Annotated in this window: 13 protein-coding genes; 8 read left to right on the top strand and 5 right to left on the bottom strand. The window is 61.5% G+C overall.

Translation table 11 applies throughout. The features are described from left to right. Positions 1-159 precede the first annotated feature (159 nt). The 4 genes from ACK4FZ_RS16350 to ACK4FZ_RS16335 all read right to left on the bottom strand — a co-directional run bounded on the left by ACK4FZ_RS16350 (position 160) and on the right by ACK4FZ_RS16335 (position 4,042). Complete coding sequence (locus tag ACK4FZ_RS16350) at positions 160-1,854, bottom strand: L-lactate permease (RefSeq protein WP_409822735.1); 1,695 nt, start codon at positions 1,852-1,854, stop codon at positions 160-162. 282 nt (positions 1,855-2,136) lie between these two features. After that, positions 2,137-2,862, bottom strand: coding sequence for a UDP-2,3-diacylglucosamine diphosphatase (locus ACK4FZ_RS16345; RefSeq protein WP_409822733.1), 726 nt, complete (start codon positions 2,860-2,862; stop codon positions 2,137-2,139). A gap of 101 nt (positions 2,863-2,963) precedes the next feature. Beyond that, a complete protein-coding gene (locus ACK4FZ_RS16340; protein WP_144372075.1) occupies positions 2,964-3,461 on the bottom strand; it encodes a peptidylprolyl isomerase in 498 nt (165 codons plus the stop codon). 17 nt (positions 3,462-3,478) lie between these two features. After that, on the bottom strand, positions 3,479-4,042 hold the full coding sequence (locus tag ACK4FZ_RS16335) for a peptidylprolyl isomerase (protein ID WP_409822729.1): 564 nt from the start codon (positions 4,040-4,042) through the stop codon (positions 3,479-3,481). Between the two features lie 183 nt (positions 4,043-4,225). On the opposite strand from ACK4FZ_RS16335, the gene ACK4FZ_RS16330 reads away from it, so the two are divergent. The 5 genes from ACK4FZ_RS16330 to ACK4FZ_RS16310 all read left to right on the top strand — a co-directional run bounded on the left by ACK4FZ_RS16330 (position 4,226) and on the right by ACK4FZ_RS16310 (position 10,186). Further along, positions 4,226-4,939: an LPP20 family lipoprotein gene (locus ACK4FZ_RS16330; RefSeq protein ID WP_409822727.1), complete on the top strand. Its 714-nt coding sequence runs from the start codon at positions 4,226-4,228 to the stop codon at positions 4,937-4,939. 3 nt (positions 4,940-4,942) lie between these two features. Then, positions 4,943-6,223: a flagella assembly protein FlgT middle domain-containing protein gene (locus ACK4FZ_RS16325; RefSeq protein WP_409822724.1), complete on the top strand. Its 1,281-nt coding sequence runs from the start codon at positions 4,943-4,945 to the stop codon at positions 6,221-6,223. Positions 6,224-6,327: 104 nt separating this feature from the next. Continuing rightward, positions 6,328-7,320, top strand: coding sequence for an extracellular solute-binding protein (locus ACK4FZ_RS16320; protein WP_409822721.1), 993 nt, complete (start codon positions 6,328-6,330; stop codon positions 7,318-7,320). Positions 7,321-7,523: 203 nt separating this feature from the next. Beyond that, entirely contained in the window at positions 7,524-9,134 is a 1,611-nt protein-coding gene (locus tag ACK4FZ_RS16315; RefSeq protein ID WP_409822718.1) for an ABC transporter permease, read from the top strand. Continuing rightward, complete coding sequence (locus ACK4FZ_RS16310; RefSeq protein ID WP_409822715.1) at positions 9,134-10,186, top strand: ABC transporter ATP-binding protein; 1,053 nt, start codon at positions 9,134-9,136, stop codon at positions 10,184-10,186. The genes ACK4FZ_RS16315 and ACK4FZ_RS16310 overlap by 1 nt, the downstream gene beginning before the upstream one ends. A gap of 104 nt (positions 10,187-10,290) precedes the next feature. Here ACK4FZ_RS16310 and pbpG read toward each other — a convergent pair whose 3' ends face one another. Further along, the gene (gene pbpG, locus ACK4FZ_RS16305) at positions 10,291-11,151 is read right to left on the bottom strand and encodes a D-alanyl-D-alanine endopeptidase (protein WP_409822713.1); all 861 of its coding nucleotides are present in this window, start codon (positions 11,149-11,151) and stop codon (positions 10,291-10,293) included. A gap of 242 nt (positions 11,152-11,393) precedes the next feature. On the opposite strand from pbpG, the gene uvrB reads away from it, so the two are divergent. The 3 genes from uvrB to ACK4FZ_RS16290 are packed head-to-tail and all read left to right on the top strand — an operon-like array spanning position 11,394 to position 14,616. Beyond that, positions 11,394-13,409 (top strand): excinuclease ABC subunit UvrB, encoded by a 2,016-nt coding sequence (gene uvrB, locus ACK4FZ_RS16300; RefSeq protein ID WP_409822710.1) that lies wholly within the window; start codon positions 11,394-11,396, stop codon positions 13,407-13,409. Positions 13,410-13,433: 24 nt separating this feature from the next. After that, positions 13,434-13,904, top strand: coding sequence for a low molecular weight protein-tyrosine-phosphatase (locus tag ACK4FZ_RS16295; RefSeq protein ID WP_409822707.1), 471 nt, complete (start codon positions 13,434-13,436; stop codon positions 13,902-13,904). Between the two features lie 19 nt (positions 13,905-13,923). Beyond that, positions 13,924-14,616, top strand: coding sequence for a chemotaxis protein CheB (locus ACK4FZ_RS16290; RefSeq protein ID WP_409822704.1), 693 nt, complete (start codon positions 13,924-13,926; stop codon positions 14,614-14,616). Positions 14,617-14,638: the final 22 nt, after the last annotated feature.

Genomic DNA, 14,638 nt, shown 5'->3' with positions numbered 1-14,638 from the left:
TGTGTGGCAGCGTGTCATTTAATGCGTGTTGTAGCAGGCTCATACAGCAAAAAAGGGAACATGATGAACATGTTCCCTTTTACTGGATTTGCAGTCGCAAGTCTTAACTGACTGGCATTACCGGCAGGGCCGGGGTTCGGTGGGGTGTAGCAAGGGCGATCAGGCAGACAGTGCGTCGCGTACGCCGAAGACGTACAGTGCCAGGCAGGTAATCAAGCCGGCCATGATCAGGTAGTACAGCGTGGGCAGGATGGTGCGGCGCAGCGTGGCGCCTTCGCGGCCCAGCAGGCCAACCGTGGCCGATGCCGCCACCACGTTATGGATGGCTACCATATTGCCAGCTGCGGCGCCTACCGCCTGCACGGCCACAATCATCGAACTGGTGATGGCCAGGTTCTCGGCTACGCCAAACTGGAACTGCGCCAGCATCATGTTGCTTACCGTGTTGGAGCCAGCAATGAACGCCCCCATGGCGCCTACGGTAGGAGCAAAGAAAGCGTAGGCGGTGCCGAAGGTATCGGCAACATACTGTGCCATGGCAATCGGCATCGATTTCAGGCCGGACAGGTTCGCGCCGGAGTTGATCATGATGCGCACCATCGGCACGGTAAACATCAGCACGAAGCCGGCGCCGAACAGTACCTTGCCCGACTCACCAATGGCAGCGCGCATTTCGGTCCACTTCATGCGGTGCAGGAAGAAGGTGGCAATCACTACCATTACCAGAATGCCGCCCGGCAGGTATAGCGGGTCGATGACAGCGGTAATGCCTTTTTCACCCAGCAGATCGCCGCTCTTGTAGGCCACGGCCTTCAGTGCACTTTTAACGGTATCGTTAGTGCGGCTGAGGATCAGCAAGGCAGCAACCAGCAGGTAAGGCACCCAGGCGCGGCTAACCGACAGCGGGGCTTTGTTGCCGATGCTTTCCAGCTTGATTTCTATCGAGCCCAGCCATTCTTCGGGCCAGTCCTTGGCAGGGGCAAAGTCCCAGTTTTGCTTGGGCATCAGGAAGCCGGCCTTGGCAGCAGCGACCACAATCACCAGGCCAACCAGGCTGCCGATGATGGACGGAAACTCGGGGCCCAGCAGCATGCCGGTGAGGGCGTACGGCACAGTAAAAGCTACGCCGGCCAGGATGGCAAACGGGGCTACCGCCAGACCTTCGCGCCACGAACGGTTACGGCCGAAGAAGCGGGTCAGCATCATCACCATGAACAGCGGCATCAGGGTGCCGATGATGGCATGGGTAATCGCAACCTGGCTGGTAATCTGCGCCAGGTAGGCCTGCCAGCTGCTGCCATTGGCTTGCAGCTGGGCGCCGATGGTGGCGGTATCCAGGCCGGTATTGAGGCCAACCAGGATCGGGGTGCCCACCGCGCCGAACGACACCGGCGTGGATTGCACCATCATGCCCAGCAGTACTGCCGCCAGTGCCGGAAAGCCCATGGCTACCAGCAGCGGGGCGGCAATGGCCGCCGGGGTGCCGAAGCCGGAAGCGCCTTCGATGAAGCAGCCGAACAGCCAGGCAATGATCAGTGCCTGGATGCGACGGTCGGGCGTGATGTTGGCAAAGCCTTCACGAATGGCAAGGATGCCGCCGGAGTGCTTCAGCGTGTTCAGCAGCAAGATGGCGCCAAAGATGATCCACAGCACCGACAAGGTAATCAGGCCGCCTTGCAGGGTAGAGGCCAGCACGCGGTTCAGGCTCATCTCCCAGCCCAGGATGGCAATCAGCGCGGTGGCGATAAAGACGACAGGCATGGCCCGCTTGGCTGGCCAGTTCAGGCCGACCAGCAGGATGGCCGACAGCAAGATGGGCATAAATGCCAGGAAAGCCTGCATTCCCAAACTCATGTTCAGATACTCCGGGGTGTGTTGTTGTGCCGTCAGCAGGTGACGGTGCTTGTGTGCCCGGATTCTAAAAACAGGTTTCTGGCTTGTCTGTTGGGGCTGCCCCTTGCGGGAAAACCCTTGCGTGATAACCCTTGTAGCGGTTTTTGACTGTGATGGCGGCTGTCTGCGGCGGAAGGCTGGAGAGGGAACCGGCAGCAGCGGCGGCAGTGCCGCCGGGGGGCAGACAGGCGCCTGCCCGACGCGCCCGGCAGGCAAGGTTGGCCGCAGGTTGCGGCCTGGGCGTTACAGGCTGAGCGGGTGGGCGCTGACACCGTGCTCGTCCAGCCGCAGGTAGCCGCCGTGGCCGGCGTACCAGTCGGCAATTACCCAGCGCTGGCGGGGCACGCCGTCCAGCTGCAGCGTGTGGCTGGCCGGGCGGTGGGTGTGGCCGTGGATCAGCGTGGCGCCGGGGTGGGCGGTCAGCAAGGCGCGGATGGCGTCGTCGTTGACGTCGCCAATGTCGGTCAGGCCGTCGCTTTGCTTCTTGGCCTCGCTCATGGTGCGGATCTGCTGCGCAATGGCGTGGCGTTCTGCCAGCGGTTTTTGCAGGAAGGCGGCCTGCCACGCCGGCTGCCGCACCATGGCGCGAAACTGCTGGTAGGCAGCGTCGTCGGTGCACTGGCCGTCGCCGTGCACCAGCACATAAGGTTGGCCGCAGATGGTCAGCGTGTGAGGTTCGTCCAGCAGCGTGGCGCCGCTGGCGGCGGCAAAACCGGCGCCCAGCAAGAAGTCGCGGTTGCCGCGCAGCACGTATAGCGGGGTTTGGGCGGCAAAGTGGCGCATCTGCGCCAGCATGTCGCGGGTGAACGGCTCGTCGTCGTCGTCGCCTACCCAGTACTCGAACAGGTCGCCCAGGATGTACAGCGCGTCGATGTTGCCGCGCCAGTCGGCCAGCGTACGGGTAAACAGCTGCCCCAGCCACGGTTCGCCCGGGTGCAGGTGCAGGTCGGAAATCAGGTGAATGGCCATGGCTCGGTTTCTTGATGGCAGACACCCCCTGTGCCAGGCAGCAGGGGGTGTCGGTGGGATCGCTTGCTGGCCGGCGTGCAGGCACGCCGACCGGGCCGCTATCAGGCCTGGATGATCTCGGCTTTCTCGATCACCACCGGCTCTACCGGCACGTCCTGGTGGCCGCCCTTGCGGCCGGTGGCCACGGTCTTGATGCGGTCAACCACGTCCTGGCCTTGTACTACCTGGCCGAACACGCAGTAGCCCCAGCCCTGCATGCTTTCGCTGCGGAAGTCCAGGAAGTCGTTGTCGGCCACGTTGATGAAGAACTGGGCGCTGGCGGAGTGCGGGTCCGGGGTGCGGGCCATGGCAATGGTGTAGGTCTTGTTGGAAACACCGTTGTTGGCTTCGTTCTGGATCGGGTCGCGGGTGTCTTTCTGGTCCATGTCGGCAGTGAAGCCGCCGCCCTGGATCATGAAGCCGTTGATCACGCGGTGGAAGATGGTGCCGTTGTAGTGGCCGTCCAGTACGTATTGTTCAAAGTTGGCCGCGGTTTTCGGTGCCTTGTCGGCGAACAGTTCGATAACGATGTCACCGTGGGTGGTGGTCAGCTTGATCATGTGTCTATCCTTGTGAATCAGGGTTTGTAGATGGCTTTGGTGATGACGATCGGTTCGATCGGTACATCCTGCATGCCACCGATGAAACCGGTACGCGCTTTGGAGATGCGGTTCACCACATCCATGCCAGCGGTCACCTTGCCAAACACGGCATAACCCCAGCCTTGCGGGGTCTTGCTGCGGAAGTCGAGGAAGTCGTTATTCACCAGATTGATGAAAAACTGCGAAGTGGCGGAATTCGGGTCGTTGGTGCGCGCCATGGCAATGCTGCCGATGACGTTTTTCAGGCCGTTGTCAGCCTCGTTGGCAATCGGGGCGCGAGTGGGTTTTTGCGCCAGTGCGCCATTCTGTATGGCAAAGCCGCCGCCCTGGATCATGAAGCCATCGATGATGCGGTGGAACACCGTACCGTTGTAGTGGCCGGCTTTCACATAGGCCACAAAGTTTTCTACCGACTTGGGCGCGCGTGCCGGGTCCAGCTCGATGGTGATCAGGCCCTTGTTGGTGGTCATTTCCACCGTGGGCGCGGCGAGGACGGACAGCGGCATTAGCATCAGCAGCGAGCACAGCAGTTTTTTCATGGTGTAAGGCGTTCCTTGAAATGCGGGCGGCTGGAAGTGTAGCACGCCTGTTGCAGCCGGGCGCAGTGCGCGGCAGGCCGTATTTTTCATGGTTTGCTGAAAAGTAGCTCAAGATTGCACGGCTGTAGTCGATAAATGACGAACAAGCTATAAAATGACTAAGTTACTCGGCGGAGCACATTTATGAAACAGATCACCCGATTGATTCCCGGCTTGCTGGCCATGTCCGTATTGACTGCCTGCGCGTCCGGCCCGGCTGCCCCGGCGGCGGGTGAAGGCTGGAGCGTGGTTGCTCTGCCACCCGGTACGGTACAGGCGCCGGCAGTCGCCGGCTCTCACGAGCAGCCTGGTATTTCGCGTCAGCCGGTAATGTCACCGTCTGGCGTGATGATGGGCGGTGGCTACGTCGGCCCGCTGGCCGACCCGCCGGCCGAGCACAAGCAGGAGCAGTTCAATGCGCTGCGCCTGCGTGTCATCGGCTACGGTGCCCCCCCCACCGGCAAGGAGCTATCGCCAGTGCAGCGCCGTCTGCTGGCTATGCGCGCCTCGCAGCTGGATGCTTACCGTGCGGTAGCCGAGCAAGTGCAGGGCTTCAAGTTGTCCGGTAGCAGTTCGGTTGGCAACCTGGTTACCGTTAACGACACCTTCCGTGTTTACGTCGATGCCTACCTGCGCGGCGTACGTTTGCTGTCTACCGAGTTCAAGCCGGATGGCAGCAGCGAGACCATCGCCGAAGTGGTGCTGGATGAAGGCTTCTTCAAGGCGTATCGTACGGCACTGGTAACCACCGGTAATGTGGCGGCAGCGGCCAGGGTGATGCCGGCTGCCGATGGCAGCAAGCTTGGCTGCACCGATAGTGGTTGTGTGTACGGCGGGGATTTCTACGTTTCGCACTAGGACATGATGCGACTATCCAGATCCATGCGCGCCGCCTGCTGGGCGGCGTTTGTTTTGTGGCTGCAGCCGGCCGTGGCCGAGGTATATCAGGCCGAAGGCATTGCCTCGCTAGAGGCGGGGGGGGTGGCGGCACGAGAGGCCGCCATTCAGGATGCCCTGCGCCAGATTGCGATTACCCATCAAGGTGGGCTGGTAGCGTCCAGCAATATGGTGGCCGGCCTGCAAACCCAGGAAAGCCTGATGCTGGGGCCGTTGACCTTGCCGGGCAGGACGCGGGTGCTAAGCGAGTCGCGCCGCGAGGGCTTGCTGTTTGTTCGGGTAGAACACGACACGGATGGTGGTGAAGACAGCAAGCAGCTGGACCCCTGCCAGCGTGCTGCCATGCCGCCCGGCCGCTTTTTGGCTCGCCGCATCGTCACTACCTATTTTCAGCTGGAACGGCCAACTGTGGCCGGTGATCTGGGCAGCATCGCCACCTGGTTTCCCGGCGATCTGGTGCGGCTGTTCAACCAGCGCCGTGACACTCAGGCGCTGTACGCTGGCGGGATATCCATCTTCCCAGGCGGCGTGATGCGCGAGGCCAGCGCTGCCGCAGATACCGTGCGCGACATCGGCAAGCGCGAAGCAGCGCAGTTCGTGCTGGCTGGCCGCATTATCGATACCAGTGTGCTGCGTCAGGCGCCACGCCTTGGTGCTTTTGGCTCTGCGCCCGACGGGCGGCAAGGTAGCTACTATCAGGGGCCATTTGCCGGTTTGCTCGGCTTGTCGCTGAAGCAGGTGCCCATCGAGCGGCGGTTTGAACTGGAGTACTGGCTGTACGACACGCTCAGTGGCGGCATTTTGCTGCGCGACAATTTGTTGCGTCACGCTCACGGTGACGTCGGGCCACTGTCGCAGCGTGTATTTGCTGCCGGCGATCTGGCGCAGAACGATTACGGCCAGGTCATTATCCAGACGTTGAACGAGGTAGTGGACAAGGTCTCCAGCGCGGTGCAATGCCTGCCGTTTGCCACCCGCGTCAGCAGGGTAGAGGGGGACCGCATTTATCTGTCGGCTGGCGCGCTGGATGGTCTGGCTGTGCGCGATCGTCTGGTGGTGTACAAACCGCGGCCGGCGACAGAGATTCGTCGCCTTGACGGCGCGGTGCTGGGCGTGCCCGAACAACAGCTGGGCGATATCGAGATCGAGCAGGTACAGCCACGCTTTGCGGTAGCCCGTTTGCGTAACGGTAAACTAAAAGTTGACGCTGGCGATTGGGTAAGGTTCCCGGTGATACCACGTTGAGAAATAAAAACCGTAATCGTGTTGATAATGGTTCTCTTCGCTGTTTATACTCGGCGCCTGATCGTGACGCAGGCCCGTTAACGGGCTCGAAAAAGGAGCTGGTTGTGAAGAAACAGGTAATGTTGGCTGCCGTGCTGGCAGCATTCAGCGGCGTAGCCATGGCAGAAGAGATCACCCTGTACACGGCGCGTGCCGAACAGCTGATCAAGCCGATTCTGGAAGCCTACGAGAAGGAAACCGGTGTCAAAGTAAACGTTGTCAGCGGTGGTGAAGGCCCGCTGATGGAACGCCTGAAGGCCGAAGGCACCAATAGCCCTGCGGACATCTTCATGACTGTTGATGCCGGTAACCTGTGGCAAGCCAGCAATATGGGCCTGTTCCAGCCGGTGAAGTCCGCTACGCTTGCGGCCAACCTGCCGGCCAACCTGCGCGACCCGGCTGGCAACTGGTTTGGCCTGTCGGTGCGTGCCCGTACCATCTTCTTCAATACCCAGACCGTGAAGCCGGAGCAGCTGTCCAGCTACGAGGACCTGGCCGATCCGAAGTGGAAGGGTCGCCTGTGCTTGCGTACCTCCAAGAAGGTATACAACCAGTCCCTGGTAGGCACCATGATCGCCGACAAGGGCGTGGCCGCCACCGAGAAAGTAGTGAAAGGCTGGGTAGATAACCTGGCGGCACCGGTATTCCCGGACGATACCAAGATGCTGGAAGCCATCGATGCTGGCCAGTGTGACGTGGGCATTGCTAACACCTATTACTACGGCCGTCTGCTGAAGAAGAACCCGAGCCTGAAAGTGGGCGTATTCTGGGCTAACCAGAAGCAGGGTGGCGTGCACGTCAACGTGTCGGGTGCTGGTGTGACCAAACACGCCAAGAACCCGAAAGGCGCTGTAAAACTGCTGGAATGGCTGTCGTCGGAAAAGGCACAGAAGCTGTACGCCGATATCGATATGGAATTCCCGGCTAACCCGAAAGTAAAAGCCAACCCGACCGTTGCCGCGTGGGGCAGCTTCAAGTCTGACCTGATCAACGTGTCCGAAGCCGGCGCCAAGCAAGCGGAAGCAGTGAAGCTGATGGACCGCATGGGTTACAAGTAAGCGTTGTGCCCGCAGCCGTGGCTGTAACCAGGCTGTGCGCTTGATGACAAACCCTGTTTGCCTGGCAAGCAGGGTTTGTTTGTTGATAGCCCGGCCATAGCCTGCCGTGTGGTTGTTGTGGCTGCTGTCTGGTGGTGTTTGCACTCTTTCCCTACACCCTTAACTGCAACGATAATGCGTTCTTTTATCGAACTTACTTCCTCATGAGCCGTCTGCGCGCTTCTGTTCTGCCTTGGCTGCTGGCCGGCCTGATTGCCTTGTGCACTGTGGTGCCGCTGGCCGTGGTGATGTTGTCGGCGCTGACGCCTGATCCGGCCATCTGGTCGCACCTGATCGAGTTCACGCTGCCCGAACTGTTCAAGAACACCGCCATCATGCTGCTGGGTGTCAGCGCTGGTGTGCTGCTGCTGGGTGTCAGCCTGGCCTGGCTGGTGGCGGTGTACGAGTTTCCTGGCCGCCGCCTGTTCAACTGGGCGCTGATGCTGCCGCTGGCCATGCCTGCCTACGTGATGGCTTTTGCCCAGGTGGGCTTGCTGGAATTTACCGGCCCCGTGCAAACCTGGCTGCGCCCGCATTTCGACGATATGCGCTGGTTTCCGCAAATCCGTAGCGGCTGGGGCTTGGTGTTGGTGATGTCGCTAGCGTTCTACCCCTACGTTTACCTGCTCAGTCGCAATGCTTTTGCCACCATGGGCCGGCGCGCACTGGAGGTGGGGCAGAGCCTGGGGCTGTCTCGCAGCCAGGGTTTCTGGCGCATTGCGCTGCCCATGGCGCGGCCGTGGATTGCCGGCGGTCTGATTCTGGTGATCATGGAAAGCCTGGCCGATTTCGGTACCGTGGCGGTGTTTAATTACGACACCTTCACCAGTGCGATCTACAAGGCTTGGTTTGCGCTGTTTTCGCTGGATACCGCCAAACAGATCGCCTCCTTGCTGGTCATCCTGGTATTCATCGTGCTGGTGCTGGAGCAGCGTAGTCGTGGCCGCCGCGCCTACGCGCAGGCTGGCCGTGCCGCACCGCAACCGCGCCTGCCGCTGCCGGGTTGGCGTGGCTGGGCAGCCACGTTGGCGGCTGCGAGCGTGCTGATGCTGGCATTTGTCATTCCGATGCTGCAGCTGATCTACTGGGCGTCGCTGGATTTTGCCAACCAGTTCAGCAGCGATTTTCTGGGCTATGCCTGGCGCTCGGTCAGCCTGTCACTGATTGCTGCGGCGCTGGTTACCGCCATTGCGCTGGTGCTGGCCTACCTGGTGCGGCGTCAGGGCAGTAGCGCCATGCGCAATCTGGCGCGAGTGGCCACCATGGGCTATGCCATCCCCGGTACCGTGCTGGCGGTGGGGGTGTTTGTGCCGGTGGCGTGGCTGGATAACCAGATCATTGCCCTGATGGGCTGGGGTGGGGAAGTCACTGCGGTCTTCAAGGGTACCCTGCTGGCCATGTTGTTGGCGTTTGTCGCCCGTTTCCTGGCGGTGGCGTACTCGGCAGTGGAGTCGGCGATGAACCGCATTACCCGCAGTCACGACGAGGCAGCGCGTAACTTGGGGTGCTCCGGTTGGGCGCTGCTGCGTCGTGTTTACTTGCCGCTGTTGTCTGGCGGCCTGCTAACTGGCGTGCTGATGGTGTTTGTCGACGTGATGAAGGAGATGCCCATCACGCTGATGACGCGGCCTTTTGGCTGGGACACGCTGTCGGTACGCGTTTACAACATGACAGCCGAGGGCATGTGGGACCAGGCAGCGCTGCCGGCCATTGCCATTGTACTGGTGGGGCTGATTCCCACCATTCTGCTGTCGCGCCAACGGGATGTCGCCTGATGAGTGCCTTGCTTGAATTGGAATCGGTGTCGCAAAGCTACGGCAGCAAGACCGTAGTCAACGATATGTCTTTTGCCTTGCAGCAGGGCGAGATCGCCTGCCTGCTGGGTAGCTCTGGCTGTGGCAAGACCACGGTGCTGCGCTGTATTGCCGGTTTTGAAACACTCAATGCTGGCGAAATCCGTTTGGCGGGCCAGCGCATTGCCGCAGTGACCGACAGTGTGCCGGCGCACCAGCGCCAGATCGGCATGGTGTTCCAGGACTACGCGCTGTTTCCGCACCTGACGGTGGGCGAGAACGTCGGTTTTGGCCTGGGCAAGCTGCCGCGTACCGAGCGCGAGCAGCGCGTGCTGGCCATGCTGGAGGTGGTAGGGTTGGCCGCGTATGCGCAGGCTTTCCCGCACGAGCTGTCCGGTGGCCAGCAGCAGCGCGTGGCGCTGGCGCGGGCCTTGGCGCCGCAGCCCAAGCTGCTGCTGCTGGACGAGCCGTTTTCCAACCTGGATGTGGACCTGCGTGAGCGTTTGTCGCGCGAGGTGCGCGACATCCTCAAATCGCAAGGCACCACCGCCATTCTGGTGACGCACGACCAGAACGAGGCCTTTGCCATGGCCGACAAGGTGGGGGTGATGCACGAAGGCCGCCTGCAGCAGTGGGCGCCGCCGTACGAGCTGTACCACGAGCCGGCCAGCCGTTATGTGGCCGACTTCATTGGCCAGGGGGCGTTTGTACCGGGCAAGGTCACCGGCCCGCGTTGCGTTACGCTGGCGCTGGGCGAGTACTGCAGCGCTGTACCGCGCCAGTTTGCCGAGGGGGACGAGGTGGACGTGCTGCTGCGGCCGGACGACGTGGTGCACGACGACGCCAGCCCGGTGACGGCCCGTGTGCTGGGCAAGGTGTTCCGTGGCTCGGAGTTCCTGTACACGCTGCAGCTGGATAGCGGCCAGCAGGTGCTGGCGCAGGTGCCCAGCCACCACAACCACGCCATTGGCGAGGCCATCGGTATCCGGCTGGAGCTAGATCACCTGATCGCGTTCCGGCGTCAGCCGGCCTGACAGGCCGTGGCGGCCAAGCTTGTCGTGTCAAAGGTTGGCCGCCGGTAAAAGCACAAGGCCCAGCGCAATTGCGCTGGGCCTTGTGCTGTGTGGCGATGCCGGGATTAGCCCGACAGCCAGGTATTGGGGTGCGCCTCCAGCCAGGTCTTGATCGACTTGGCGTCGTTCACCCGCGCTGCAGAGCCGTTGGCGGCCAGCAGCACTACGATCAGGCGCTGGGTGCCCATCGTCGCCTGCATCACCAGACAGCGGCCTGCTTCTTCGATAAAACCGGTTTTGGACAAGCCGATGTCCCATTCGCCTTCACGTACTAAAGGGTTGCTGTTTTTGTAGTGCAGCACGCGGCTGGCGCTGGGGTGGGCCATGTATTCGTGCGTGGTCGAGTACTGGCGGATCAACGGGTACTGATAGGCGGCTTTTACCATGCGTACCAGGTCCAGGGCGGTGGCGCTGTTGCGCATGTCGAGGCCAGTGGCGTCATGGAATACCGCCTGTTGCATGCCAATGCTGCGCGCCTTCTGGTTCATTCTGGCAATGAAGGCAGCCTTGCCACCAGGGTAAGCACGCGCCAGCGACGCGGCAGCGCGATTTTCAGACGACATTAACGCCAGTAGCAGCATTTCGCGACGCGTCAGTGTGGAGCCGACGCTCAGCCGCGAGCTGGTGTTCTTCAGGCGATCTACTTCATCGTCGGTGATGGTGATCGGCTCATCCATCGACAGGCCGGCGTCCAGCACCACCATTGCGGTCATCAATTTGGTGATCGATGCAATTGGCTGCCGTTGCGAGGCATTCTTTTCATAAACCAGGCGGCCGGTTTGCGAATCTACCACCACAGCAGCCTGTGAATTCAGCCGCGGGCTGCTACTGTATGGGTGGCTTTCCAGGTTTACAGGCTGGGCGGCTTGCGCCACCATGCTGCCTGCCAGCAGGCAGGCTGCCAGGGCGAGGGTTCTGAGCATCATGTAAAAGGACTCCGATGCAATGTGGATGCTTCGGTGCGACGCGGCAGGGGAGATCACACTCAGGTGATGCGCGCACAGCGCCGTGCCTTGGCAACGGCCTGCCGGGTGCACCCGTTATTCGAGTTTATCGAGCATTATTATTTTAAATTGAATCCAGGCAGTTGTCCGGTTTTAGTTTTAGCCAAAATACATGAAAATGGCAGCCTATTGCCGCCATTTCTATGACGAAAGAGTGACCTTGCATGCTGGTAACCTACCCAGGCAGCCCGTTCCGGTTGCATCAGCCCTTTCCGCCCGCGGGTGATCAGCCGGCGGCCATCGCGTCGCTGGTAGAAGGGCTGGACGATGGCCTCACGTACCAGACCTTGCTGGGGGTAACCGGCTCCGGCAAGACCTACACCATGGCCAACATCATCGCCCGCACCGGGCGGCCGGCCATCATCATGGCGCACAACAAGACGCTGGCGGCGCAGCTGTACAGCGAAATGCGCGAGTTCTTTCCGGAAAACGCGGTGGAGTACTTCGTGTCGTACTACGACTACTACCAGCCCGAGGCCTACGTGCCCAGCCGCGACCTGTTCATCGAGAAAGACTCCAGCATCAACGAGCACATCGAGCAGATGCGGCTGTCGGCCACCAAGAGCATTCTGGAGCGCCCCGACTGCGTGATCGTGGCCACGGTGTCGGCCATTTACGGTATTGGTGACCCCACCGAATACCACCAGATGATCCTGCACCTGAAGGAAGGCGAAACCACGCCGCAGAAAGACATCGTCAGCCGGCTGGTGACCATGCAGTACGACCGCAACGACATGGACTTCGCCCGCGGTACCTTCCGCGTACGCGGCGACGTGATCGATGTGTTTCCGGCGGAAAGCAACGACACCGCGCTGCGTATCAGCCTGTTCGACGACGAGGTGGAGACGCTCACCCTGTTCGACCCGTTGACCGGCGTTACCAAGCAACGGGTTGGCCGCTTCACCGTGTTTCCGTCCAGCCACTACGTGACGCCGCGCGACACCGTGCTGCGCGCCTGTGAGAAGATCAAGACCGAGCTGGCCGACCGTGTGGCCTGGTACCTGAAAGAGGGCAAGCTGGTGGAGGCGCAGCGCATCGAGCAGCGCACCCGCTTCGACCTGGAAATGCTGTACGAGATGGGCTTCTGCAAGGGCATTGAAAACTACTCGCGCCACTTTTCCGGCCGCGACCCCGGCGACGCGCCGCCGACGCTGATCGACTACCTGCCCAAGAATGCGCTGATGTTCATCGACGAAAGCCACGTCACCGTGCCGCAGGTGGGTGCCATGTACAAAGGCGACGCGGCGCGCAAACAGAACCTGGTGGACTACGGCTTCCGCCTGCCGTCGGCGGTGGACAACCGCCCGCTGAAATTCCACGAGTTCGAGCGCCTGATGCCGCAAACCATCTTCGTGTCGGCCACGCCTGCCGATTACGAGCAGCAGCACGCCGGCCAGGTGGTAGAGCAGGTGGTGCGGCCAACTGGCCTGGTAGACCCGCAAATCGAGATCCGCCCGGTGGCCACCCAGGTGGACGACCTGCTGTCGGAGATCCACCTGCGTATCGAGCGCGGCGAGCGCGTGCTGGTGACCACGCTGACCAAGCGCATGGCCGAGCAGCTGGCCGATTACTACACCGAGCACGGTATCAAGGTGCGCTACCTGCATAGCGACATCGACACCGTGGAGCGGGTGGAAATCATCCGCGACCTGCGGCTGGGCATGTTCGACGTGCTGATCGGCATCAACTTGCTGCGCGAAGGCCTGGATATTCCGGAAGTCAGCCTGGTGGCCATTCTGGACGCCGACAAGGAAGGGTTCCTGCGCAGCGAGCGCAGCCTGATCCAGACCATCGGCCGCGCCGCGCGTAACCTTAACGGTACGGCCATCCTGTACGCCGATCGCATCACCAACAGCATGCAGCGCGCCATCGATGAAACCGAGCGCCGCCGCGCCAAGCAGGTGGCGTTCAACACCGAGCACGGCATCGTGCCGCAGGGCGTCAACAAGAAGATAAAGGACATCATCGACGGCGTGTATCAGCCCGATGCCGGCGACAAGAAAACACTGGCCGAAACCGCCCGCATTGCCATGCTGGACGAGAAGGCGCTGGCCAAAGAGATCAAGCGGCTGGAAAAAGAGATGCTGGAAGCAGCGCGCAACCTGGAGTTTGAAAAAGCCGCCAAGCTGCGCGACGAGCTGAAAGCCTTCAAGGAAAAAGCCTGGATGAACGGCCTGTAAGGTTGGCCGCAAGGAAGCCATGTCATGCAGAAAAAAGTACTGATGGTGTGCATGGGCAATATCTGCCGCTCGCCCACCGCAGAGGGCGTGATGCGGGCGGCATTGTCCAGGCATGGTCTGGATGGCCTGGTTGCAGTAGACTCCGCCGGCACGCATGCCTATCACGTAGGCGAAGCGCCCGACCCGCGCACGGTACAGGCGGCACGACGCCGCGGCTATGATCTGAGCGCACAGCGCGCCCGGCAGGTGGAAGCCGCTGACTTTGACCGCTTTGATCTGATCCTGGCCGCGGACAAAGCCAATCTGGCAGCGCTGCGACGGATATCGCAAAAAGGCGTGACACCGCAGTTGTTGTTGTCGATATTGGGAACAGAGGCCGAAGTGCCCGACCCGTACTACGGTGGCGCCGACGGCTTCGAGCGCGTGCTGGACCTGGTGGAGCAGGCCTGTGATGCCTGGTGTCGCCAATGGCGGCAACAAGCCGGTCTGGACTGAACGTTAAACAAGGGAAACTATGGCACTCGATAAAAAGACTGGCCCGACCAAGCCGATAGAAGTGGCGCCCAGCCACAGTGCTGACATGATTCTGCCGCGGCAGCCGGGCAAGCTGTCGCTGGGGCGGCAAACCGTGATCGTTATCGGTTCGTCTACCGGCGGGACTGAAGCGCTGCGCGTGCTGCTGACAGCCTTGCCGGAAAACATGCCGCCTATTGTCATTACCCAGCACATGCCGGAAATGTTTACCAAGTCGTTTGCCGTGCGCCTGGACGCGCTGTGCAAGCTGACCGTGAAAGAGGCGGTGGATGGCGAGCGCCTGCAGCCTGGCCATGTATACATTGCCCCCGGTCATTCGCACCTGCTGGTGAAGCCGGCCAGTACCATCGGTTACGCCACCAGCCTGCATGCCGGGGTGCCGGTGAACCGCCACAAGCCATCGGTGGACGTCTTGTTCCGTTCTGCGGCCAACGTCATCGGCAAAAACTGTATCGGCGTCATCCTTACCGGCATGGGGCGGGACGGCGCCGCCGGCATGGCTGAGCTGAAAGAAGCGGGCGCCCACAATATCGCGCAGGACGAGGCGTCCTGTGTGGTGTTCGGCATGCCGAAGGAAGCCATCGCCCTTGGTGGCGTGCATGAAGTACTGCCGCTGGCCGCCATTGCGCCGCGGCTGGTTGCCTTGTGCGCCGGCCGGGTTCATGCCGACTAGTGGCAGCCGGAAGACGATATTC

This window comes from Vogesella sp. (genome assembly GCF_046297735.1).
Classification (GTDB): Bacteria; Pseudomonadota; Gammaproteobacteria; order Burkholderiales; family Chromobacteriaceae; genus Vogesella; species Vogesella urethralis.
Note: the sequence above shows the minus strand (reverse complement) of the source record. Positions and strands in the feature narration are given on the sequence as shown.

Bases quoted from the DNA above. Each gene is read 5' to 3' on its own strand.
- uvrB (WP_409822710.1), top strand. From the start codon at position 11,394: ATGCTGGTAACCTACCCAGGCAGCCCGTTCCGGTTGCATCAGCCCTTT.
- ACK4FZ_RS16290 (WP_409822704.1), top strand. From the start codon at position 13,924: ATGGCACTCGATAAAAAGACTGGCCCGACCAAGCCGATAGAAGTGGCG.
- pbpG (WP_409822713.1), bottom strand. From the start codon at position 11,151: ATGATGCTCAGAACCCTCGCCCTGGCAGCCTGCCTGCTGGCAGGCAGC.
- ACK4FZ_RS16350 (WP_409822735.1), bottom strand. From the start codon at position 1,854: ATGAGTTTGGGAATGCAGGCTTTCCTGGCATTTATGCCCATCTTGCTG.
- ACK4FZ_RS16335 (WP_409822729.1), bottom strand. From the start codon at position 4,042: ATGAAAAAACTGCTGTGCTCGCTGCTGATGCTAATGCCGCTGTCCGTC.
- ACK4FZ_RS16340 (WP_144372075.1), bottom strand. From the start codon at position 3,461: ATGATCAAGCTGACCACCACCCACGGTGACATCGTTATCGAACTGTTC.
- ACK4FZ_RS16315 (WP_409822718.1), top strand. From the start codon at position 7,524: ATGAGCCGTCTGCGCGCTTCTGTTCTGCCTTGGCTGCTGGCCGGCCTG.
- ACK4FZ_RS16295 (WP_409822707.1), top strand. From the start codon at position 13,434: ATGCAGAAAAAAGTACTGATGGTGTGCATGGGCAATATCTGCCGCTCG.
- ACK4FZ_RS16345 (WP_409822733.1), bottom strand. From the start codon at position 2,862: ATGGCCATTCACCTGATTTCCGACCTGCACCTGCACCCGGGCGAACCG.
- ACK4FZ_RS16325 (WP_409822724.1), top strand. From the start codon at position 4,943: ATGATGCGACTATCCAGATCCATGCGCGCCGCCTGCTGGGCGGCGTTT.
- ACK4FZ_RS16330 (WP_409822727.1), top strand. From the start codon at position 4,226: ATGAAACAGATCACCCGATTGATTCCCGGCTTGCTGGCCATGTCCGTA.
- ACK4FZ_RS16310 (WP_409822715.1), top strand. From the start codon at position 9,134: ATGAGTGCCTTGCTTGAATTGGAATCGGTGTCGCAAAGCTACGGCAGC.